Here is a 19,348-nt window from a genome sequence, read left to right on the forward strand (position 1 = left end):
CCTGATTACCGCAGGCGGCTGTAGGCGGCGAAGCTGTCGCTGCCAAGCTGGCGGCTTTCGGCAAGCTGCCACCGGCCATGCGCCGCGGCGAGGCTGTCGAGCCCGAGGTCCGCCACCGCGCCGCGCCCGCCGCCGATGACGATCGGGGCGCGGTAAAGCTCGAGCCGGTCGACGAGGTCGGCGGCAAGGAGGCTGGCGGCAATATTCGCGCCCGCTTCGACATAGAGGTAGAGCGCATCGAGCCCGGCGACCTGCGCGGGTGTGTTAATGACTTTAACCCCGTCGGGGGCGACCCCGCGGGTGAGCACGACGCGCTGCGGGCTGCGGTTCTCGAGCCCGGGCAGCCGCACATCGAGGCCGGGCCGGTCGGCGCGCCAGGTTCCGCCGCCGACGAGGATCGCATCGGCCTGTGCTCGGCGCGAATGGACATGCGCGCGCGCGGCATCGCCGGTGATCCACTGGCTTTCGCCGCTGGTCATGGCGATGCAGCCATCGAGCGACATGGCGATCTTCATCGTGACATGTGGCCGGTCGTGATGGGCCCGCGTGAGATAGCCCACCAGGCTGGCTTGGGATGCGGGGGAGGGGATGAGCGAGGCCTCGATCCCCGCCGTGCGCAAGCGCGCCAGCCCATCGCCCGCCGTGCGCGGATCGGGGTCCTCGACGCCTGCGACCACGCGTGCGACACCGGCTTCGACCAGCAAATCGCTGCAGGCCGGGCCGCGCGGCGAGCGGTGCGCGCAGGGTTCGAGCGTGACATAGGCGGTGGCGCCGCGAGCGGCCTCACCCGCCTGGTCCAGCGCCGCTGCCTCTGCATGCGGGCGGCCACCGGCATGCGTCCAGCCGCGTCCGACCACGCGGTCGTCTTTAACGAGGATGCAGCCCACGCCGGGATTGGGATAGCTCGCCGGGCGCGAACGGCCCGCCAGCCGTGCCGCCGCGTCGAGCCAGCGCGCGTCAGTCGCCGCTGAGGTCAAGTGCCGAGCCTGCCTGGTAGCGTTCGCGCCGCCGTGCTTCGGCGATGGCTTTCTCGCGCGCGGCTTCGATCTGCGCCTGCCGCTCCATTTCGTCGACATCGAGCCCGGTTGCGCGGCCAAGCGCCTTGTAGGCCTCGACCTTGCGCGCGCGCAGCTCCTCGCGTTCAGCCTCGCGCGTTTCCTTGCGCTGCTGGTTGACGAGGTTCGACTGGCGGATTTCCTCGTCGCTGCGCCCCTCGGCGAAGGTCGAGATGAAGTTCACCTTGGGCGCATCGGGCGGGCGGAAATGCGATTCCTGCGTCAGCATCGCCACCCCGGCGAGCGGGATCGCGATCGATACCGCCAGTATCGGCCAGCGATAGGGCCGCGGTTCGCGGAGATATTCCCACAGGTCGGCGGCCCCGGCCCGGGGATCGAAGCGTGACGTAAAGCGCATGGGTGCCAAGATAGGGGGTTTCGATGAACCGCGCCAGTATTGGCTATCCGAAGCTTGCGTAAAGTTCGCGCCCGTGACGGCTGAGCCAGCGATTGGCCTGTTCGATATCGTCCTCGTAGAGCTGGTCGAGCAGGGCGTGGAACGCGGGCGAATGGTCGAAATGGACCAGATGCGCGACTTCATGCGCAACCACCGAGCGGCGGACAGGGTCGGGCGCCTGGACGAGCCGCCAGTTGAGCCGCAGCACGCCTTCGGACGAACAGCTTCCCCAGCGCCGCCGCGCGCGGGTGAGCTTGACCTCGGCCTGCGCGAGATCGCCGCGGGCGCAGTAATCTGCGGCATCGGCGGAAAACAGCCGCACCGCCTCGCCCTCGAGCCAGCGCTGCAGGCGTTTGCCCAGCGTGTCCTCGGGGCCGCCGATGGTCAGCGTGTCGCCCGTGACCTGCGGCTTGCGCGGGGCATCCGCGCGCCAGTCGATGGCGATCTCGGCGCCGCGATAGGGCAGCCGCCGGTCCTGCACGGGGTCGCGCTGCGCGGGCACTTTGGCCAGCTGCGCCGCCAGCCATTCGCGCCGAGCATGCGCAAAGGCGATCGCTTCGGCGCTGCGGCACCAATGCGGGAGCGTGATGCGCACTGCGCTGCCATCGGGTGCCAGCCGCAGCGTCAGCCGCCGCGCGCGGCGATTGCGGATGATCTCGATCGGCAGTTCGCGGTCATCCAGCGCGATCACCGGCTCGAGCGCTTCGCGGCGCAGCCAGTCGATCATGCCGCGTCTTCCTCGTCGTCGTCGTCCCATTCGACCACATGGTGTTCGAGCGGGCCGGCATCGGTTTCGCTCACCACGCGGCCCGCTACCGATACGCCTGCGCGGACCACGTCCTCGCGGTCGCCGGTCAGCAAATAGTGCCAGCGCGGCAGCGGCTGCCCGTCGGCGCGGCGGCGATAAGCGCAGGTCGCGGGCAGCCAGCTCACGTCTTCGACGATCTTGAGCGTCAGCCGCAGGCAATCGGGGACGAAGGCCTTGCGGTGTTTGTAGTCGGTGCACTGCGCGGATCGTGGGTCGAGCAGCTTGCACGCCACATTGGTGTGCTCGATCTCGCCCGTGTCTTCATATTCGACCTTGTGCAGGCAGCAGCGTCCGCAGCCGTCGCACAGCGCTTCCCATTCTTCCGCGGAGAGATCGGCCAGTGGCCGCTCCCAGAAACGCTCCCTCAGCGCACCCATTTTTCCAGTTCCGCGGCGACCGCTTCGGGGCCTTCATCGGTGGGCAGCATGGCCAGCGGCTCGCCATCGGGTCCGAACAGATAGGTGATGTTGGTATGGCCGACCAGATAGCCGCCACCCTCTGACGGATCCTCGATCGTATAGGTCGCGGCGAAGGCCCCGGTGACCGCGCCGAGTTGCTCTTTCGTACCCGTCAGCCCGATCAGCCGCGGGTGAAAATTGTCGGTGAACTCGGTGAGCGTGGCGGGATTGTCGCGGCCCGGATCGACGCTGATGAACAGTGGCTGGATCTGTGCGCCGAGCGCGGGGTTTGCTTCCTCGAACGCCTTGAGGCCCGCCATCGCGCGCTGGGTGTCGACCGGGCAGACGTCGGGGCAATAGGTATAGCCGAAATAGACGGTGCGGTACTGCCCGTCGAAATCGCTCCAGCTGACATCGCTGCCATCCTCGCCCGTCAGCGTAAACTCGCCGCCGATCGCGGCGCCGGCCAGCGGCGGTGTGGCGGGAGGGGCGCTGTTGCAGGCGGAGAGCAGCAGCAGCGCGGCGAAAAGCGGGGCGTGGTTGCGTAGCATGGTGTGAGGGTTCATGGTCTGCTAACCGGCGCTCGGCAAGGGCGAGTCAGTCATTGAATTGCGGATAATAGGGACCCTACACGGTGAAGCGTTTGGTGAAAAACATCCTTCTGGCGGCGCTGGCAGGATCGCTGCTGGCGGGGCCGCTGCAGGCGCAGTCGCAGCGCGACGGATACAAGTTCCTCGAAGCGGTGAAGAAGCGCCAGGGCGACGAAGCGACGCTGCTGCTCGAAGAACCGGGCAGCGTGCTGGTCAATTCGCGTGACATTTCCAGCGGTGAAACCGCGCTGCATATCGTCACCCAGCGGCGCGATGCGGTGTGGCTGCGGTTCCTGCTGTCGAAAGGTGCCAATCCCAATCTCGCCGACAAGCATGGCACTACGCCGCTGCAGCTCGCCGCGCAGCTCGGCTTTTCCGAAGGCGTGGAAATCCTGGCCGGGCGCGGCGCAGCGGTCGATGTGCCCAATAGCACCGGCGAAACCCCGTTGATCGCCGCCGTCCACCGGCGCGACAGCGGCCTGGTCCGGCTGCTGATCGAAAAGGGCGCCGATCCCGACCGGGCAGACAATTCGGGCCGCACCGCGCGTGATTATGCGCAGTTGATGGGCGCGCGCTCGACCATGCTCGAGGAAATCGAACGCGCCGAGGCCGACCGCGGCGAGCAGGCCGAAGCCTACGGGCCGAGCTGACATGGACGTCGCCGACCTCACGCTCGACGAGCTGCGGCTCGCGCTCGCCCCCGGCATCGCCGAGGCGGCGATCTTCGATGGTTGGAGCGATGCCGCGCTGGACATGGCCGCCGACCAGCTTGGCGCGGACCGCGATGTCGCCCGGCTCGCCTACAAGGATGACGGCGCGATGGGCATGATCTGCGCCTGGATCGAGACGATCGACCGGCAGATGATGCTCGACCTGCCGCCCGAACAGCTGGCCGAGATGAAAATCCGCGAACGCATTCGCAGCCTCGTCCAGTACCGACTCGATGCGGTGGCCGGGCAGGAAGAGGCGCTGCGCCGCGCGCTGGCGATCATGGCGATGCCGCGCAACGCCGCGCGCGCGCTCAAGACCGGCTGGAACAGCGCCGATGTGATGTGGCGGCTGGCAGGCGATACGGCGACCGATTACAATCACTACACCAAGCGCGCGATCCTCGCCTCGATCTATGGCGCGACGCTGGCGGTGTTCGTCGATGACGAGAGCGAGGGCAAGGCCGAGACGCGGGCCTTCCTCGAGCGCCGGATCGACGGCGTGATGACGTTCGAACGGGTCAAGGCCAAATGGCTCAACCCCGATCGCGAGAGCTTTAGCGTTTCGCGCTTCCTCGGACGGCTGCGCTACCCCGCACGCTAGCGCGCTATTGATAACCAGTTGCAACTACCGCGCACTTCTGACAGGGCGGCGCGTATGACGCTGGACGGGTTCGAACATGAAAAGGTCGCGCGGATCGTGGCCGTAGACTGGGCCGCGCTGGCCGAGGATGAAGGCAAGCGCCTCAAGGCGCTGGGCGTGGACGAAGGCGCCGAAGTCGCCATCATCCATCGCGGCATTTTCGGGACACGCGATCCGCTTGCCATCCGTATCGGACGCATGACCATTGCGCTGCGCCGCAGCCACGCACTGGCGATCGAGGTCGAACCCGCATGAGCCGCAAACGCATCGCCGCCCTTGTCGGCAATCCCAATGCGGGAAAATCCGCGCTGTTCAACGCGCTCACCGGCGCGCGCCAGAAGATCGCCAATTATCCCGGCGTAACGGTCGAACGCAAGGCGGGGCGGCTGGCCCTGCCGAGCGGCGAACCGGTCGAGCTGATCGACTTGCCCGGCTCCTACAGTTTCGATGCCGCGAGCCCCGACGAGGAAGTGACCCGCAAGGTCGTCCAGGGGGAATTCGCAGGCGAGGCCACGCCCGAGGTCATCGTGCTCGTGCTCGATGCCGCGAATCTCGAGCAGCATCTCGTCTTCGCGCAGGAAGTGCTCGAACTCGGGCGCCCGACGGTGGTCGCGCTCAACATGATCGACCTTGCCGAACGCGACGGTCTGGTGCTCGATCCCGAGGCGCTCTCCGCGGCGCTGGGCGTGCCGGTGATCCCGACGGTCGCCGTGCGGCGCAAGGGGCTGAAGGAATTGTCCGCGGCGATCGCCGAAGCCGAAACCCATGCCGACGAGGACGCGCACCGGCAATGGCATCTGACGCTGCCCGAGCGGCGGCTGGCGGCCAAGCACATGGCGCGCGGCGCGATCCTGTCGACCTCGACCCGCCACACGGTTGAGAACGGCGTCGACCGGATTCTGCTCAATCCCTGGATCGGTCCGGTCATCCTGTTCGGCCTGCTGTTCGTGATCTTCCAGGCGGTGTTCGCCTGGGCGACCCCCTTTGCCGATGCGCTCGAAGGCGCGGTTGGCGCGATATCGGGGGTGGTGACCGATGTCGTGCCCGCCGGGCTGATCCGCGACTTCCTCACCGAAGGCGTGCTGGCGGGTGTCGGCTCGGTCGTGGTCTTCCTGCCGCAGATCGTGATCCTGTTCTTCTTCATCCTCGTGATGGAGGCGAGCGGCTACATGGCGCGCGCGGCGTTCCTGATGGACCGGTTGATGGCGGGCGTCGGCCTGTCGGGCAAGAGCTTTATCCCGCTGCTTTCCAGCTTCGCCTGCGCGATCCCCGGCATCATGGCCGCGCGCAGCATTCCCGATGCCAGGGATCGGCTGACCACCATATTGATCGCCCCGCTGATGACCTGTTCGGCGCGGCTGCCGGTCTATGCGGTGATCATCGCCGCGGTGATCCCCGAAACCAGCGTGGGACCGGGCATCGGCCTGCAGGGCCTGGTCCTGTTCGTGCTATACTTGGCGGGGATTGTCGGTGCGATGGTGGTGGCGCTGGTACTGCGCAGCACCGTGGCACGCGGCGCGGCGAGCGGGTTCATCATGGAGATGCCGCGCTATCAGCTGCCGCGTATCACTGACCTCGCCATCGGCCTGTGGCAGCGCGCCTGGGTCTTCCTGCGCCGCGCGGGCACGATCATCTTCGTAGTCACCATCGCCCTGTGGCTGATGCTGAGCTTCCCCAAGGCGGAACCGGGCGAAAGCCAGATGGACGCCAGCGTCGCGGGCCGGGTCGCCGATGTGCTGCACCCGGTGCTCGAGCCGATCGGCTTCAACCGCGAGATGAGCCTCGCGCTGATTCCGGCGATGGCTGCGCGCGAAGTGGCGGTTTCGGCGCTGGCGACGACCTATGCGGTCGATACCGAGGATGAAGACCTCGCCGCCGAGGGCGTGACCGACCGGATCGCCGCGCTGTGGAGCCTGCCGACCGCGCTCGCCTTCCTCGCCTGGTTCGTCTTCGCGCCGCAATGTATCTCGACCATCGCAGTCGCGCGGCGCGAGACCAACGGCTGGAAATGGCCCGCCTTCATGGTCGCGTACCTGTTTGCGCTGGCCTATGTCGCGGGCGGGCTGACCTTCTGGATCGCGACCGCGCTGGGACTGTAGCGAACCGGGTCCGGTCCGGTGGAAACGCAGCCGCGCCTGTCTAGCCCCCGCTGGCGGGCTGGGTTAGGCCGTGGGTCAACAGTTACGAAGGAACGATTCGATGGCCGGAAGCCTCAACAAAGTCATGCTCATCGGTAATCTCGGTGCCGATCCCGAGATCCGCAGCTTCCAGAATGGCGGCAAGGTCGCCAATCTGCGCATCGCCACGAGCGAGACGTGGAAGGACCGCAACACCGGCGAACGCCAGGAACGGACCGAATGGCACACCGTCGCGATCTTCTCCGAAGGTCTGGTGGGCGTGGTCGAACGCTTCCTGCGCAAGGGCTCGAAGGTCTATATCGAAGGCCAGCTGCAGACCCGCAAATGGCAGGACCAGTCGGGTAACGACCGCTATTCGACCGAAGTCGTGCTGCGCGGCCTCACCGGCACGCTGACCATGCTCGACGGCGCCCAGGGCGGTTCGGGCGGTGGCGGTGGCCAGCGCGGCGGCGGTTCGTCATGGGATCAGGGTGGCGGCTCGTCGGGCGGCGGCTCCGGCGGCGGCTGGAACCAGGGCGGCGGTGGCCAGGGCGGGGCAGCATCGGGCGGCAGCGCGGGCGGCGCCGGCGGCGGCTCGAACTACGACGATCTCGACGACGATATTCCGTTCTGATGGAGTGGTTGTAATCCCACTTACAGCTAAGGATCGAGAACCGTCATGGACTACAAGCTGCTGATCAAAGCGATCCTTACCTATCACGCAATTTTTGCATGCTTTTTCGTTGTGACGATGGCAGTTGCTTCATACTCGACGGTACTCATTGTCTGGACCCTCATCCTGACTTGCATGGCTGCGTCCTTCGCCCTGGGATTGGCAAAAAGCGCTAATCGGCTAAATTTTCTCCCTATTCTCGGTCCAATGGCGCTGGGTATACTTTTTATTGTCAACGACTTTTTTAGTGTCTCTTTTGGCACCAAAATGGACATCCTAGTCCTACCAATATTTGTTTCCACCTTGATCCTCTATGTTTCTCTCAGGTACAAATCGACGCATGGCGATGTCGTTTTCTTCAGGTGGAATAGATGAGGGCCGCTATGTACTTACCCTCTACCTCGAGGTTCTAGCGGCACGCTGATGACACTCGACGGCGCGACGAGAGGTGGCGGCGGCTAGAATCAGAGGGGCGGTTCGAACTACGACGACCTCGACGACGACATCCCATTCTGATCGATTAGAGCGGCTTGACCAGATAGTCGGCGCTGGCAGGGCACAGTGCGGCGAATTCGCGCGAGGATGCGACCGTTTCGGGCGCGTCCTCGCGGTGGTGATCGCGGTAACCCAGCTTCCGGAAAAAGTCCGCGGCGGTGGTGGTCAGCAAATGCAGCCGGGCGGCACCCTGACGGCGCGCCTCGCTCTCCAGTAGCGTGACGGCCTCGCGCCCCGTGCCCCGACCGCGCGCCGCGCCGAGGATGACGAGGGAGCGCAGGATGCGGTCCCGGCCATCGCCCTCGATCCCGCCGAAGCCGATGCATCGTCCCGCGTGATGAAAGGCGAAGAACGCGCGCCCGTCGTCTTCGATATCATCCACCGGCAGCCCCTCCGCTGCGAGCGCCGGGACGAACTCCTCGAGCGAGGCCATGGGGGTGATCGTGAGCGCCGTCATGCCTGGTCCTTCTTCAATGCCGCCAGTGCTTCCGCCAACGGGCCGCTGGGGACCTGCTCCTCGTCGCTGGCAATGCCCGCCTTGCGGCGCGCCTCGTCCGCGCCCGGGCCTTCGCGATAGGGATCGATCGCCAGCGCGAGCGTCTGCGCGATTGCCTCGCCGAGATCGAAGACGTCGCCCTCGTATGGAATCTCGTCGAGGTCTTCGGTGTCGAGTTCGACTTCCTCGTCGGGGGCATAGTCGGGCATCGATTCCGCAGGCACGAAGCGCAGTGCGAGCGGCTCGGTGACCGCATAGCGGATATTCTCGCGCGTCACCGCACAAGGCTGTTCGATGGTCGCGGTGAGGGTGCCATTGGCCAGCACCGCCTCGCCGTCGGTGTCGAAGGTGACGCTCGCGGTGAGGTCGGGGACCGAGGTGACGGCGAACCGCTGCGCCAGCGCGGCGCGTTCGGCGTCGGTGGCCTCCACCACCAGCGGCGCACCGGGCAGCGCGCGCGGCTTTACCAGCCGGGTGAGTTCTCCCGCGCTCATGCCGCGATCTCGCCTTTGCGCAATTCGTCCACGCTGGTGCGTTCGAGCCGTGCATGCAGCGCCGCCATGCGCTGGACCAAGGCCTCGGCCTCGTCGGGCTGGGCCATGGTGACGTTGCGGCGCACCGCCTCGACCAGCACTTTGGGATCGCTGCGCAGCCCGTCGCGATAGGCGCCGATGCGCCCGTTCATGCTTTCCATCAGCGCATTGATCTTCTTGCCCACGGTGGGATCGCCGATCCCCGCTTCGCGCATCTGGCCTTCCATGTCCTCGACGAACAATTCGGTCAGCCGGGCGGTGGCCGGGCCCATGTCGCCCGCATCCTCCAGCCGGAGCATCACCAGCGTGAGCACCAGCGTGATCATGTCGTAGCGCCCCTCGACGCTGTCGGCGACGCCGCACATGCGGTACCAGTCGGGATCGCGCGCTTCGGCGACCACGCGGTGCCACAGCGGGCGCCATTCCTCGCGCGGGTCCGGGCCAGAGGAAAAGACGGTGCCGAAAAGGCGGGCAAGGATAGACACAGACTACTCCGTTCAGCGGCAATTCAAACCGCGATCCCCAAGCGCACCCCATTGCCGAGTTGCAAGGGCCGACGCTTTCGGATTAAGGCGTTGCCCGAGCATATAGGCAGGTGGTCGCCCGCGGCCAAGCGCCTGCCGACAGACGGAGATTTGCTGTTCCCATGAACAGGTCGAAAATTCTGGGCCTCGCCGTAATTGGCGCGGCTGCCATTGCCACGAGCGGTTGCGCTGCGATCCGCGAGCCGCGCGGCTATATCGTCGATGCGACCCTGCTGCAGTCGGTCCAACCCGGCATCGATAACGAGCGCAGCGTCACCGGCACGCTCGGCCGCCCGACCTTCGAAAGCCAGTATGGCGAGAAGACCTGGTATTATGTGTCGAGCACGACGGGGCGCAAGCCGTTCGTCCGCCCGCGCATCCGCGAACATTCGGTGCTGGCGGTGAAGTTCGATGCCGCCGGCAATGTCGTTTCCGCCGAACAGACCGGCATGGACCAGGTCGTCTTTCTCAGTCCCGATGGCAACGAGACGCCCACGCTGGGCCGCGAGCGCAGCTTCCTCGAAGACCTGTTCGGCAATATCGGTGCGGTCGGCCAGCCGGGCGTCGGCGGTTAGGCTGCGCTTGACCCCGGCCGCGCACCCCCCATATCGCGCGGCATGGATGCAAACGACAATCGCCACGGGCTGACCCAGTGGCATTCCACCACCATCATCGGCGTCAAGCGCGGCGATGTCACCGTGATTGCCGGGGACGGACAGGTCTCCATGGGCAATACGGTGATGAAGCCCAATGCCAAGAAGGTCCGCCGGATCGGCGAAGGCGAGAAAGTGGTCGCCGGGTTTGCCGGTGCGACCGCCGATGCCTTCACGCTGTTCGAACGGCTCGAAAAGAAGCTCGAGCAATATAACGGCCAGCTGCTGCGCGCCGCAGTCGAGCTGACCAAGGACTGGCGCATGGACAAGTACCTGCGCAATCTCGAAGCGCTGATGATCGTGGCCGACAAGGACAACCTCCTCGTCCTCACCGGCAATGGCGATGTGCTCGAACCCGAAGGAGGCATTGCCGCGATCGGCTCGGGCGGCAATTACGCGCTCAGCGCAGCCAAGGCGCTCGTCGATTACGAAGACGATCCAGAAACCATCGCGCGCAAGGCCATGGCGGTTGCCGCCGATGTCTGCGTGTTCACCAACGGCAATGTGACCGTCGAAACGGTCTGAAGAGTTTCATGACACAAGCACTGACCCCCAAGGCGATTGTCGCCGCGCTGGACGAACACATCATCGGCCAGAAGGATGCCAAGCGCGCGGTCGCGGTGGCGCTGCGCAACCGCTGGCGCCGCCAGCGGCTCGACGCCGAGCTGCGCGACGAGGTGACGCCCAAGAACATCCTGATGATTGGCCCCACCGGCTGCGGCAAGACCGAGATCAGCCGGCGGCTGGCGAAGCTCGCCGAAGCGCCCTTCATCAAGATCGAGGCGACCAAGTTTACCGAGGTCGGCTATGTCGGCCGCGACGTCGACCAGATCGCGCGCGACCTTGCCGAAGAAGCGATCCGGCTGGAAAAGGACCGCCGCCGCGAGGCGGTGCGCGAAGCCGCGAGCAAGGCGGCGATGGACCGCTTGCTCACCGCGCTGGTCGGCGACAATGCCAGCGAAGCGACGCGCGAGGCCTTCCGTCAGCGGATCGTCGACAATTCGATGAACGATACCGAGGTCGAGATCGAGGTGCGCGAAGCGCCCAGCTCGCCGATGGATGTGCCCGGAATGCCCGGCGGGGTCGGCATGATCGACCTCTCGGACATGCTCGGCAAGGCGATGGGCAAGAGCCCACTCAAGCGGCGCAAGCTGAAAGTGCCCGATGCCTGGGACCGGCTGGTCGAGGAAGAGAGCGACAAGCGCATGGACCAGGACGACGTCAATCGCGTCGCGCTGGAGAATGCCGAAACCAATGGCATCGTGTTCCTCGACGAGATCGACAAGATTGCGGTCAGCGATGTGCGCGGCGGCAGCGTCAGCCGCGAGGGCGTGCAGCGCGACCTGCTGCCGCTGATCGAGGGCACCACGGTAGCCACCAAATACGGGCCGATGAAGACCGATCACGTGCTCTTCATCGCCAGCGGCGCGTTTCACCTGTCCAAGCCTTCGGACATGCTGCCCGAACTGCAGGGCCGCCTGCCGATCCGCGTCGAATTGCGCGCGCTGACCGAGGAGGACTTCGTCCGCATCCTCAAGGAAACGCGCGCCAATCTGGTCGAACAGTACTGCGCGCTGATCGGGACCGAAGACGTCACGCTCGATTTCACCGAGGATGCGATCACCGAAGTCGCCAAGCTGGCCGCGCAGGTCAATGAAGCGGTCGAGAACATCGGTGCCCGCCGCCTGCAGACGGTGATGGAGCGCCTGCTCGAGGATATCAGCTTCGAGGCCGAGGAGCACAAGGGCGAGACGATCACGATCGACGCCGCCTATGTGCGCGAACGGCTCGAAACGCTCGCGGGCGATACCGACCTCAGCAAGTATATCCTGTAATGGGCGGGCCGGTGCGCGATGGCCGGGCGATGGTCGCCGCCATGGCGCCCCGGCTCGACTCGCGCCGCTGGCGCTTCGTCCTCGTCCAACCGGACACGGCGCCGCAATTGCTCGGCGCGGTGATCGGTACTTTTCGCGAGGACGAGGGGGTGTCGGCGATTGTCCCGGCCGAACTGGCGGATGAATTGGGGATCGAAGGCCCGGACTTCGCGCGCATCACGCTGATGGTGCATTCCGACCTCGAAGGTGTCGGGCTCACTGCTGCCGTGGCGGGCGCGCTAGCCGAGGCCGGGATCGCCTGCAACATGGTCGCGGCGTTCCACCACGATCATGCTTTTCTGCCTGCTCTCCGCGCGGAAGAGGCGCTCGACGTGCTGCGCGCCCTGGCGGCGTCCGCGGTCTGACGGTCAGGGGCACAGTGCCCGGGCCGCGATCGGCCACCCGAATGCGAAACCGAAGCGGGCGAAGTGTGTTCCTTTGATGAAGCGCCGGACGTTTCGGCCGCGCCAAAATCCCCCGAAAGGGACGAACACTATGAAAATTCTTATGGTTCTGACGAGCCACGACGAGCTCGGCGACACTGGCGACAAGACGGGCTTCTGGCTCGAAGAATTCGCTGCCCCCTATTACGTCCTCAAGGACGCTGGACATGACATCACGCTGGCCAGCCCCGCAGGCGGCAAGCCGCCGCTGGATCCCAAGTCCGACGAGCCCGACGCGCAGACCGCGGCGACCGAACGGTACAAGAAGGACAGCGAGGCGCAGGCGCAGCTGGCCTCGACCGAGAAACTCGCGGATGTCGATGTCGCATCGTTCGACGGCGTCTTCTACCCGGGCGGCCACGGGCCGCTCTGGGACCTCGCCGAGAGTGCGGTTTCCAAGGCCGTGATCGAGGACACGCTGGCCGCCGGCAAGCCGGTGGCGCTGGTCTGCCATGCGCCTGCCGTGCTGAAGAACGTCACCGCGCCCAATGGCGATCCGATCGTCAAGGGACGCAAGGTCACCGGCTTCACCAATCAGGAAGAAGACGCGGTCGGCCTGACCGATGTCGTGCCCTTCCTGCTCGAGGACGTTTTGATCGAGCAGGGCGGGACCTTCTCCAAGCAAGGCGTCTTCGAACCCTATGTCGTTCAGGATGGCCTGCTCATCACCGGCCAGAACCCGCCGTCGAGCGAGCCTGCGGCCGAGAAGCTGCTGGAAGCGCTGAAAGCGGACTAGGCTTGGGTGATTTCATGGAAAGGGCGGGCGCGGATATACCGGGCCCGCCCTTTTTCATGCTCGCAGCTGCGTATCAGCGGCGGCCCCCGAAGGGGCGGCCACTGCCCCGCACATCCGGCTTACGGATGCGGGGCCAGCCCGATTTCGACACCGGTCTTGTCGGTCAGCGCGAACTTGTCGACCAAGTCGCTGCTCGCGCGGTTGAGCCCGACGACCTGCACGCTGCGGCCATTGCGGCGCATGCGTTCGACCACCTTGTCGAGCGCGCCGATCGCGCTGATGTCCCAGAAATGCGCCTTCGACACGTCGATGATCACGTGGTCGGCGGGGTCGGGCATGATGCTTTCGGGGCCAAGCGCGGCTTCGAAGCGTTCGACGCTGGCGTAGAAGATCTGGCCCTTGGCGCGGTAGGTCGCGGTTTCCCCGTCGCGTTCGCGAACGACCTCGAACATCGTCATCACCTTGTGGGTGAAGAACACGCCCGAGAGCACCACGCCCGCCAGCACGCCCAGCGCGAGGTTATGCGTCGCCACGACCACGGCAACCGTGGTCAGCATCACCACCGAGCTCTGCCAGGGGTGCTTGCCGATATTGGGGATCGAGTTCCACGAGAAGGTCCCGATCGACACCATGATCATGATCGCCACCAGCGCGGGCATCGGCACTTGGCCGACGAGGTCGCCCAGCAGCGCAAGCAGGATCAGCAGCGACAGACCCGCGGTAAAGGTCGACAGACGGCCGCGGCCGCCGCTGGTCACGTTGATGACCGACTGGCCGATCATCGCGCAGCCGCCCATCCCGCCGAAGAAGGCCGCGACGATATTGGCCATGCCCTGACCGCCGCTTTCGCGGCGCTTGTTGCTGCCGGTATGCGTCATGTCGTCGACGATCTGCGCGGTGAGCAGCGATTCGAGCAGGCCGACCGCGGCCATGGTCGCCGCATAGGGGGCGATAATGGTCAGCGTTTCCCAGGTCAGCGGCACATTGGGCAGCGCGAAATAGGGCAGGCCTTCGGGCAGTTCGCCCATGTCGGTGACCGTGTTGACCGGCGCATCGAGGAAAATCGTCAGCGCGGTGAGCACGACGATGGCGATCAGCGGGCTGGGGATGGCGGTGGTGAACTTGGGGATGATGTAGATCATCGCCAGCGCGGCAGCGACCATCGCATAGGTCACCCAGCCGATCCCGGCAGCGGTCGGATCGAGCTGCGGTAGCTGCGCCATGAAGATCAGGATCGCCAGCGCATTGACGAAGCCGGTAATGACCGAGCGGCTGACGAATTGCATCAGCAGGTCGAGCCGCAGCAGCGCCGCAATGCCCTGGAAGACGCCCATCAATATGGTCGCGGCGAAGAGGTATTCGACCCCGTGATCGCGTACCAGCGGCACCACCACCACGGCCACCGCCGCAGTCGCTGCCGAGATCATGCCCGGGCGCCCGCCGGTAAAGGCGATGACCATCGCGATCGCCACCGAGGCATAGAGCCCGACGCGCGGATCGACCCCGGCGATGATCGAGAAGCCGATCGCTTCGGGGATCAGCGCCAGCGCGACGACGAGGCCGGCAAGCACGTCTCCGCGGATGTTGGAAAACCAGTCGCGGTGGATCGCGGCACGGTCGAGCATGGGAAATGTCCTGTCAGGTTCGGGAAGCGCACGCGCAATCGGCGCGCGAAAATCGCTTCGCCCTATGAACGATGTTGCAGTGCATCACAAGACTGCGGCCAGACGCACCGGGTTCGCGCGAATCCCGCGCGGCCTGCAGCGAGCGGGCTCAGGCGTCGCTTTCGGCCTGCTGGCGCGCCCACATATCGGCATAGAGGCCGCGCGCGCGCAGCAGGTCGCCATGCGTCCCGCTTTCCGCCAGCCGCCCCTGGTCGAGCACCAGGATGCGGTCGGCATCGGCAATGGTCGACAGCCGGTGCGCGATGGCCAGCGTGGTGCGATGTTCCGAGACCCGGCGCAGCGTGGCGAGGATCGCCTGTTCGGTGCGGCTGTCCAAGGCGCTGGTGGCTTCGTCGAGCAGCAGGATCGGCGGGTCCTTGACCAGCGTCCGCGCGATGGCGACGCGCTGCTTCTCGCCCCCCGACAGCTTGAGGCCGCGCTCGCCGACCTCGGTATCGAGGCCATCGGGCAGGCGTTCGATGAAGGGCAGGATCGCCGCTGCGCTGGCGGCCGCGGCCACCTGTTCGGTGCTCGCCCCGGCGCGGCCATAGGCGATATTGTAGCCGATGGTGTCGTTGAACAGCACGGTGTCCTGCGGAACGATACCGATCTTGTCGCGCAGCGAGGCCTGCGTCACCTGCGCGATGTCCTGCCCGTCGATCAGGATCCGGCCCGCCTGCGGATCGTAGAAGCGGAACAGCAGCCGTCCGATCGTGCTCTTGCCCGCACCCGAGGGACCGACGATCGCGACATGGTTGCCCGCGGGGACCTCGAAACTCAGCCCGTGGAGGATGGTGCGGTCTTCCTCGTAACCGAAGACGACATCCTCGAACGCCAGCGTCGGCCGCCGCACGACCAGCGCCGGGGCACCGGGGGCATCCTGCACTTCGGCATTGGTATCGATCAGGTGGAACATCTCGGCCATGTCGATCAGCCCCTGCCGGACCGTGCGATAGACCATGCCGAGCATGTCGAGCGGACGGAAAAGCTGGATCAGATAGGTGTTGACCAGCACGAGGTCGCCGGTGGTCAGCACGCCCTGGCTCCACTGCCACACGGTAAAGCCCATTGCGCCGCCCATCAGCAGGTTCATGATCACTGCCTGGCTGATGTTGAGCAGGCCAAGCGAGTTCTCGCTCTTCACCGCGGCTTCGGCATAGGCATGCGCGGATTCGGCGTAGCGTTCGCGCTCGCGCACCTCGGCGCCGAAATATTTGACCGTCTCGTAATTGAGCAGGCTGTCGACCGAGCGCGCCAGTGCGGTCCCGTCGAGCTCGTTCATCTGGCGCCGCAGATCGTTGCGCCATTCGGTGATCTTGCGCGTCACCGTTATATAGGCGCCCACGGTCAGCGCGGTGGCGGCAACCAGTTCCCAGCCGAAGTTGAGGTAGAAGATCACGCCCACCGCGATCAGTTCGAGTGCGGTCGGGGCGATGTTGAACAGCAGGAAATAGAGCATGACGTCGATGCTCTTGGTCCCGCGGTCGATCGTCTTGGTCACTTCGCCGGTGCGGCGCGAGAGGTGGAAGCGCAGCGACAGCTGGTGCAGCCGGGCAAAGGTATCCTCGGCCAGCTGGCGCGTCGCATCCTGCCCGACGCGTTCGAAGGTGATGTTGCGCAGATTGTCGAACACCACCGCCGCGAGCCGTCCCGCAGCATAGGCAATGACGAAAGCCAGCGCGACCATCGCCGCCTCGTTTGCGGGCGTGGTCATCGCATCGACCGCGCCCTTATAGGCGAAGGGCAGCGCCAGCATGGTCCCCTTGGCCATCAGCACGAACAACATCGCGCCGACGATCCGCCGTTTCAGATGCGGTTTATCGGCAGGCCAGAGATAGGGGAGGAAGCGCCGGACCGTGGCCCAGCCTTCGGGATCGTGACGCTGGGCGGAGGCTGTAAGGTCGGGCGGCATAGGGCGGCTATGTGGGACGATTGCGCCGCCGGGGCAAGGTGGCGGGCCTACGGGGTCCCCGGTCCGCCGGGTATGGGACCGCCAGACATAAACATCGCGCGCGCGCGCGAGGGGTCGTGGCGGCCGGGAATGTCGAACAGGATCTGGCGGCGCGCGAAATCGATCGCCACCCGGTCGAACACGCGCATACTGCCGATCCCCAGGATCAGCGCGGGCCGCTTGCCCAGACCAAGCGCGGCAAAGGTCGGGCTGTCGGCAAAACCGATCGGGACATTGCCCATGGTCATCCCGCCGATCTCGAGCTTGCGCGCATAGGAAAGGTCGCTGACTATCTGCGTCCCATGGACATCCATGCTGGTGATCTCGCCCATATCGCGCGCGCGCAATTTGCGCAGCAAGGCGCTGTTGCCCAAGGTGGTCTGGGCCCCGGTATCGACCACCACCGCGACGCGGATATTGTCGACCAGCGCATCGGTGATCACCATCTGCCCCAGCTTGCGCCGCGCGCGGACGATGATCTCATATCCCGCATTGCCGCCCAGCGTCGCCGCATCGGCGACTTGCATGCGTTCTTCGCGGAGGTCGATCAACACGCGCAGATCCTGCAGGCTGTCGAGCCCGAGGATCCCGTCGGCGCCGATATTGGTGGAATGAAGCAGCGGCGAGAGCAGGCCGGTGACCGAACGGTCGGCAAAGCGCAGTTCATCCACCTCGATCAGGTCGACCATCTCGGCGCTGCCCATGGCGACGAGCATTGCCCGCCCGCGGCGCGGCAGCGCGAGATCGTTGACGATCCTGTGCGTCACCACGGTGGCCTGCGCGCCGGTATCGATCAGGAAGCGATAGGGACCCCGGCCCGCGATGGTGACCGGCACCGTCAGCCGTTCGTAGCGATCGCGGTCGATGACATGGTCGTCGGCAGGTGGCTCCGCGCCAGCCTCGGCAGGGGCGGGCGACTGCGCGGCCAGCGGCGCGGCTATTGCCAGCGCGGCGGCGGCCAATCGGGATAACCCGTATCGAGCCATGGCTTTCACTCTTCCTCTCGCGCGCAGGATACCACGGCGGGGCGAGCCGGCAAAATCGGGGAGGGGAAGGGCGGAGGCGCGCCTGGGTGCAGAGCCTGGGCGAGACCTAGCCGTCTGGCTGCCCCGGCCGGGGGCCGCGGCTCAATCCGCTAAGGTACTGGTTCGATCGGCGGGCGCTCGCGCGGATGCGTGCGGCGGCAGCGGATCTGCCGGGGTGCGCCTGATCATCGCAATGCTCTGGCGCACCACATCGGGCCAGACGAAATAGAGGATACCTGCATAGGCCGCGGCGCCCGCGCTTCCGAGAATGCCCAGCGTGGCGACAGGGCCTATATCTGCGGGCAGCGCCTGGCGCAGACCCAGCACCACCACGGCCATGATCAGGCAGGCGAGGGCCGGGGGCGCGAGTGCCTGCGCCAGGCGCTTCACCGACAGATCGATCTGCGGCAACGTCAGCGCCAGCGTGAAGATCAGGAGCAAGGGGGCGGCGACCCACCAGGCATGCACCAGTCCTTGTGCGCCATATTGCACGCCGATCAGAAACGAGGTGGCGAAGATCGCGGCGCCGGCAATGCTGGTGGCCAGATAGATGCGTTCCTTGCCCGTCGCGGTACAGGTGGGCGAGCAGATGATCTGCAGCGCCATCAGCGGCATCACCAGCGCAAGGCCCGAGACGATCGGCGCCATCCCGGTCCATTTCTCGCCGAACACCACGAGGATCGCTTCGGGGGCGGTCAGCGACAGCCCTATATAGATGGGCGCGACCACCAGCAGGACGCTTTGCGCGGTCCGCTCGAAATAGGGGCCGAGGCTGCGGCCTGCCTTGTGCAGTTCGGCATAGGCGGGGAAGGCGACGTCGTTCAGCGGCGGGATAAAGCGCCCGGTGACGATCAGCGTGAGGAACAGCGCTTCGGAATAAAGACCGAGGTCGTGGACCGAGAACACCCGCCCGGCGATGAAGATGTCGCTCTGGCTCTGGATGATCCAGAACAGCTGGCACAGCGTCAGCGCCCCGCCGAAGCCGATCATCCGCCCGGCGCCCTTGAGATTGAAGACCGGGCGCACCCAGAGCCGCGCTGCAACGCTCATGATCAGCGCGCGCACTGCGAAGCCCGCGATCGGCGCATAGATAAGCGCCCATACGCCGAAGCCCTGCCATGCCAGCACCAGCGCGGTGGCAGCCGCGGTCACTGCGGACACCAGATTGGCAATCCCCTGGCTGCGAAACTCGAGCCGCCGTGCAAGCAGCGCGGTGGGGAGGGCGGTAAAGGGGATCATTGCAAAGATCAGCGCCTGCACGCGCAGCAGGTCGGCCACTGCGGGCTGGCCAAAGTAATCCGCGACCAGCGGGGCGAGCAGCAGCTGGATCGCGGCAAGCGACCCGTTGGTGATCAGGAGTAGGGCGAAGACCTGGCCGATATCGCGCTCGCCCACCTCGTCCGCCTGGATCAGCGAACTGGCAAAGCTCCAGCCATTGAGGAAGTGCAATGCGGTGACGATCACCTGGCTCATGGCGAACAGGCCGTAATCCGACGGATCGAGCAGGCGCACTACCAATATGGTGGAGCCCCAGGTGATGAACTGGGCGACCAACTGGCTGCCCCA

The 19,348-nt window shown here is 66.1% G+C and carries 23 protein-coding genes (1 of these 23 only partly in view); 11 read left to right on the forward strand and 12 right to left on the reverse strand.

Annotation, left to right across the window (positions count from 1 at the left end; all coding sequences use genetic code 11):
- Nucleotides 1-5 precede the first annotated feature (5 nt).
- From ribD to V6B15_RS02040, 5 genes are read right to left on the reverse strand one after another with little or no spacing between them, the layout of a single operon-like run.
- Complete coding sequence (gene ribD, locus V6B15_RS02020) at nucleotides 6-977, reverse strand: bifunctional diaminohydroxyphosphoribosylaminopyrimidine deaminase/5-amino-6-(5-phosphoribosylamino)uracil reductase RibD (protein WP_334199837.1); 972 nt, start codon at nucleotides 975-977, stop codon at nucleotides 6-8.
- Nucleotides 958-1,413 (reverse strand): hypothetical protein, encoded by a 456-nt coding sequence (locus V6B15_RS02025; protein WP_334199838.1) that lies wholly within the window; start codon nucleotides 1,411-1,413, stop codon nucleotides 958-960. The genes ribD and V6B15_RS02025 overlap by 20 nt, the downstream gene beginning before the upstream one ends.
- A 43-nt stretch (nucleotides 1,414-1,456) precedes the next feature.
- A complete protein-coding gene (locus tag V6B15_RS02030; RefSeq protein WP_334199839.1) occupies nucleotides 1,457-2,179 on the reverse strand; it encodes a M48 family metallopeptidase in 723 nt (240 codons plus the stop codon).
- Nucleotides 2,176-2,637 carry a YcgN family cysteine cluster protein gene (locus tag V6B15_RS02035; RefSeq protein ID WP_334199840.1) on the reverse strand — a complete coding sequence of 154 codons (462 nt, stop codon included), beginning with the start codon at nucleotides 2,635-2,637 and terminating at the stop codon, nucleotides 2,176-2,178. Before V6B15_RS02035 ends, V6B15_RS02030 begins: the two co-directional genes overlap by 4 nt.
- Nucleotides 2,625-3,209 (reverse strand): SCO family protein, encoded by a 585-nt coding sequence (locus V6B15_RS02040; RefSeq protein ID WP_334199841.1) that lies wholly within the window; start codon nucleotides 3,207-3,209, stop codon nucleotides 2,625-2,627. The genes V6B15_RS02035 and V6B15_RS02040 overlap by 13 nt, the downstream gene beginning before the upstream one ends.
- Before the next feature lie 95 nt (nucleotides 3,210-3,304).
- Here V6B15_RS02040 and V6B15_RS02045 point away from each other — a divergent pair, with 95 nt between their 5' ends.
- The 6 genes from V6B15_RS02045 (at nucleotide 3,305) to V6B15_RS02070 (ending at nucleotide 7,763) form a co-directional block, all read left to right on the forward strand.
- Nucleotides 3,305-3,898, forward strand: coding sequence for an ankyrin repeat domain-containing protein (locus V6B15_RS02045; protein ID WP_334199842.1), 594 nt, complete (start codon nucleotides 3,305-3,307; stop codon nucleotides 3,896-3,898).
- Nucleotide 3,899: 1 nt separating this feature from the next.
- Nucleotides 3,900-4,559 (forward strand): COQ9 family protein, encoded by a 660-nt coding sequence (locus V6B15_RS02050; RefSeq protein ID WP_334199843.1) that lies wholly within the window; start codon nucleotides 3,900-3,902, stop codon nucleotides 4,557-4,559.
- A gap of 54 nt (nucleotides 4,560-4,613) precedes the next feature.
- Nucleotides 4,614-4,853, forward strand: a complete 240-nt coding sequence (locus V6B15_RS02055) for a FeoA family protein (RefSeq protein WP_334199844.1) — start codon at nucleotides 4,614-4,616, stop codon at nucleotides 4,851-4,853.
- Nucleotides 4,850-6,697 carry a ferrous iron transporter B gene (feoB, locus tag V6B15_RS02060; protein WP_334199845.1) on the forward strand — a complete coding sequence of 616 codons (1,848 nt, stop codon included), beginning with the start codon at nucleotides 4,850-4,852 and terminating at the stop codon, nucleotides 6,695-6,697. The genes V6B15_RS02055 and feoB overlap by 4 nt, the downstream gene beginning before the upstream one ends.
- A gap of 100 nt (nucleotides 6,698-6,797) precedes the next feature.
- A complete protein-coding gene (ssb, locus tag V6B15_RS02065) occupies nucleotides 6,798-7,349 on the forward strand; it encodes a single-stranded DNA-binding protein (protein WP_334199846.1) in 552 nt (183 codons plus the stop codon).
- Nucleotides 7,350-7,394: 45 nt separating this feature from the next.
- Nucleotides 7,395-7,763 carry a hypothetical protein gene (locus tag V6B15_RS02070; protein WP_334199847.1) on the forward strand — a complete coding sequence of 123 codons (369 nt, stop codon included), beginning with the start codon at nucleotides 7,395-7,397 and terminating at the stop codon, nucleotides 7,761-7,763.
- Nucleotides 7,764-7,908: 145 nt separating this feature from the next.
- Here V6B15_RS02070 and arsN2 read toward each other — a convergent pair whose 3' ends face one another.
- From arsN2 to V6B15_RS02085, 3 genes are read right to left on the reverse strand one after another with little or no spacing between them, the layout of a single operon-like run.
- Nucleotides 7,909-8,340, reverse strand: a complete 432-nt coding sequence (arsN2, locus tag V6B15_RS02075) for an arsenic resistance N-acetyltransferase ArsN2 (RefSeq protein ID WP_334199848.1) — start codon at nucleotides 8,338-8,340, stop codon at nucleotides 7,909-7,911.
- Nucleotides 8,337-8,873 carry a YceD family protein gene (locus tag V6B15_RS02080; protein WP_334199849.1) on the reverse strand — a complete coding sequence of 179 codons (537 nt, stop codon included), beginning with the start codon at nucleotides 8,871-8,873 and terminating at the stop codon, nucleotides 8,337-8,339. The genes arsN2 and V6B15_RS02080 overlap by 4 nt, the downstream gene beginning before the upstream one ends.
- Complete coding sequence (locus tag V6B15_RS02085) at nucleotides 8,870-9,397, reverse strand: ubiquinol-cytochrome C chaperone family protein (protein ID WP_320181792.1); 528 nt, start codon at nucleotides 9,395-9,397, stop codon at nucleotides 8,870-8,872. The genes V6B15_RS02080 and V6B15_RS02085 overlap by 4 nt, the downstream gene beginning before the upstream one ends.
- Before the next feature lie 161 nt (nucleotides 9,398-9,558).
- Between V6B15_RS02085 and V6B15_RS02090 the strand changes: the two genes are divergently transcribed.
- The 5 genes from V6B15_RS02090 (at nucleotide 9,559) to V6B15_RS02110 (ending at nucleotide 13,142) form a co-directional block, all read left to right on the forward strand.
- The gene (locus V6B15_RS02090) at nucleotides 9,559-10,011 is read left to right on the forward strand and encodes an outer membrane protein assembly factor BamE (RefSeq protein ID WP_334199850.1); all 453 of its coding nucleotides are present in this window, start codon (nucleotides 9,559-9,561) and stop codon (nucleotides 10,009-10,011) included.
- 42 nt (nucleotides 10,012-10,053) lie between these two features.
- Entirely contained in the window at nucleotides 10,054-10,614 is a 561-nt protein-coding gene (gene hslV, locus V6B15_RS02095; RefSeq protein ID WP_263605141.1) for an ATP-dependent protease subunit HslV, read from the forward strand.
- 8 nt (nucleotides 10,615-10,622) lie between these two features.
- A complete protein-coding gene (hslU, locus tag V6B15_RS02100) occupies nucleotides 10,623-11,924 on the forward strand; it encodes an ATP-dependent protease ATPase subunit HslU (RefSeq protein ID WP_334199851.1) in 1,302 nt (433 codons plus the stop codon).
- A 29-nt stretch (nucleotides 11,925-11,953) separates the two neighbouring features.
- Nucleotides 11,954-12,328, forward strand: coding sequence for an ACT domain-containing protein (locus V6B15_RS02105; protein ID WP_334199852.1), 375 nt, complete (start codon nucleotides 11,954-11,956; stop codon nucleotides 12,326-12,328).
- Nucleotides 12,329-12,458: 130 nt separating this feature from the next.
- The gene (locus tag V6B15_RS02110) at nucleotides 12,459-13,142 is read left to right on the forward strand and encodes a type 1 glutamine amidotransferase domain-containing protein (RefSeq protein ID WP_160767525.1); all 684 of its coding nucleotides are present in this window, start codon (nucleotides 12,459-12,461) and stop codon (nucleotides 13,140-13,142) included.
- 119 nt (nucleotides 13,143-13,261) lie between these two features.
- On the opposite strand, the gene V6B15_RS02115 is transcribed toward V6B15_RS02110, so the two are convergent.
- From V6B15_RS02115 to V6B15_RS02130, 4 genes are all read right to left on the reverse strand, one after another.
- Nucleotides 13,262-14,767: a SulP family inorganic anion transporter gene (locus V6B15_RS02115; RefSeq protein WP_334199853.1), complete on the reverse strand. Its 1,506-nt coding sequence runs from the start codon at nucleotides 14,765-14,767 to the stop codon at nucleotides 13,262-13,264.
- A gap of 148 nt (nucleotides 14,768-14,915) precedes the next feature.
- Complete coding sequence (locus V6B15_RS02120; protein WP_334199854.1) at nucleotides 14,916-16,718, reverse strand: ABCB family ABC transporter ATP-binding protein/permease; 1,803 nt, start codon at nucleotides 16,716-16,718, stop codon at nucleotides 14,916-14,918.
- Nucleotides 16,719-16,765: 47 nt separating this feature from the next.
- Entirely contained in the window at nucleotides 16,766-17,743 is a 978-nt protein-coding gene (locus V6B15_RS02125; RefSeq protein WP_334199855.1) for an aspartyl protease family protein, read from the reverse strand.
- A 141-nt stretch (nucleotides 17,744-17,884) separates the two neighbouring features.
- Nucleotides 17,885-19,348: the 3' portion of a lipopolysaccharide biosynthesis protein gene (locus V6B15_RS02130; RefSeq protein WP_334199856.1), read on the reverse strand. 78 nt of this gene lie beyond the right edge of the window; only the last 1,464 of its 1,542 coding nucleotides appear in the window; its start codon lies off the right edge, out of view — the gene reads right to left on this strand; its stop codon occupies nucleotides 17,885-17,887.

The sequence above is a fragment of the Qipengyuania sp. Mu-71 genome (assembly GCF_036867055.1).
GTDB classification, from domain to species: domain Bacteria; phylum Pseudomonadota; class Alphaproteobacteria; order Sphingomonadales; family Sphingomonadaceae; genus Qipengyuania; species Qipengyuania profunda.

Excerpts from the sequence above, each read along its gene's own strand:
- V6B15_RS02025 (WP_334199838.1), bottom strand. The coding sequence starts at position 1,413 with ATGCGCTTTACGTCACGCTTCGATCCCCGGGCCGGGGCCGCCGACCTG.
- V6B15_RS02030 (WP_334199839.1), bottom strand. The coding sequence starts at position 2,179 with ATGATCGACTGGCTGCGCCGCGAAGCGCTCGAGCCGGTGATCGCGCTG.
- V6B15_RS02035 (WP_334199840.1), bottom strand. The coding sequence starts at position 2,637 with ATGGGTGCGCTGAGGGAGCGTTTCTGGGAGCGGCCACTGGCCGATCTC.
- V6B15_RS02040 (WP_334199841.1), bottom strand. The coding sequence starts at position 3,209 with ATGCTACGCAACCACGCCCCGCTTTTCGCCGCGCTGCTGCTGCTCTCC.
- V6B15_RS02050 (WP_334199843.1), top strand. The coding sequence starts at position 3,900 with ATGGACGTCGCCGACCTCACGCTCGACGAGCTGCGGCTCGCGCTCGCC.
- V6B15_RS02055 (WP_334199844.1), top strand. The coding sequence starts at position 4,614 with ATGACGCTGGACGGGTTCGAACATGAAAAGGTCGCGCGGATCGTGGCC.
- feoB (WP_334199845.1), top strand. The coding sequence starts at position 4,850 with ATGAGCCGCAAACGCATCGCCGCCCTTGTCGGCAATCCCAATGCGGGA.
- ssb (WP_334199846.1), top strand. The coding sequence starts at position 6,798 with ATGGCCGGAAGCCTCAACAAAGTCATGCTCATCGGTAATCTCGGTGCC.
- V6B15_RS02070 (WP_334199847.1), top strand. The coding sequence starts at position 7,395 with ATGGACTACAAGCTGCTGATCAAAGCGATCCTTACCTATCACGCAATT.
- arsN2 (WP_334199848.1), bottom strand. The coding sequence starts at position 8,340 with ATGACGGCGCTCACGATCACCCCCATGGCCTCGCTCGAGGAGTTCGTC.
- V6B15_RS02080 (WP_334199849.1), bottom strand. The coding sequence starts at position 8,873 with ATGAGCGCGGGAGAACTCACCCGGCTGGTAAAGCCGCGCGCGCTGCCC.
- V6B15_RS02090 (WP_334199850.1), top strand. The coding sequence starts at position 9,559 with ATGAACAGGTCGAAAATTCTGGGCCTCGCCGTAATTGGCGCGGCTGCC.
- hslV (WP_263605141.1), top strand. The coding sequence starts at position 10,054 with ATGGATGCAAACGACAATCGCCACGGGCTGACCCAGTGGCATTCCACC.
- hslU (WP_334199851.1), top strand. The coding sequence starts at position 10,623 with ATGACACAAGCACTGACCCCCAAGGCGATTGTCGCCGCGCTGGACGAA.
- V6B15_RS02105 (WP_334199852.1), top strand. The coding sequence starts at position 11,954 with ATGGTCGCCGCCATGGCGCCCCGGCTCGACTCGCGCCGCTGGCGCTTC.
- V6B15_RS02110 (WP_160767525.1), top strand. The coding sequence starts at position 12,459 with ATGAAAATTCTTATGGTTCTGACGAGCCACGACGAGCTCGGCGACACT.
- V6B15_RS02115 (WP_334199853.1), bottom strand. The coding sequence starts at position 14,767 with ATGCTCGACCGTGCCGCGATCCACCGCGACTGGTTTTCCAACATCCGC.
- V6B15_RS02120 (WP_334199854.1), bottom strand. The coding sequence starts at position 16,718 with ATGCCGCCCGACCTTACAGCCTCCGCCCAGCGTCACGATCCCGAAGGC.
- V6B15_RS02125 (WP_334199855.1), bottom strand. The coding sequence starts at position 17,743 with ATGGCTCGATACGGGTTATCCCGATTGGCCGCCGCCGCGCTGGCAATA.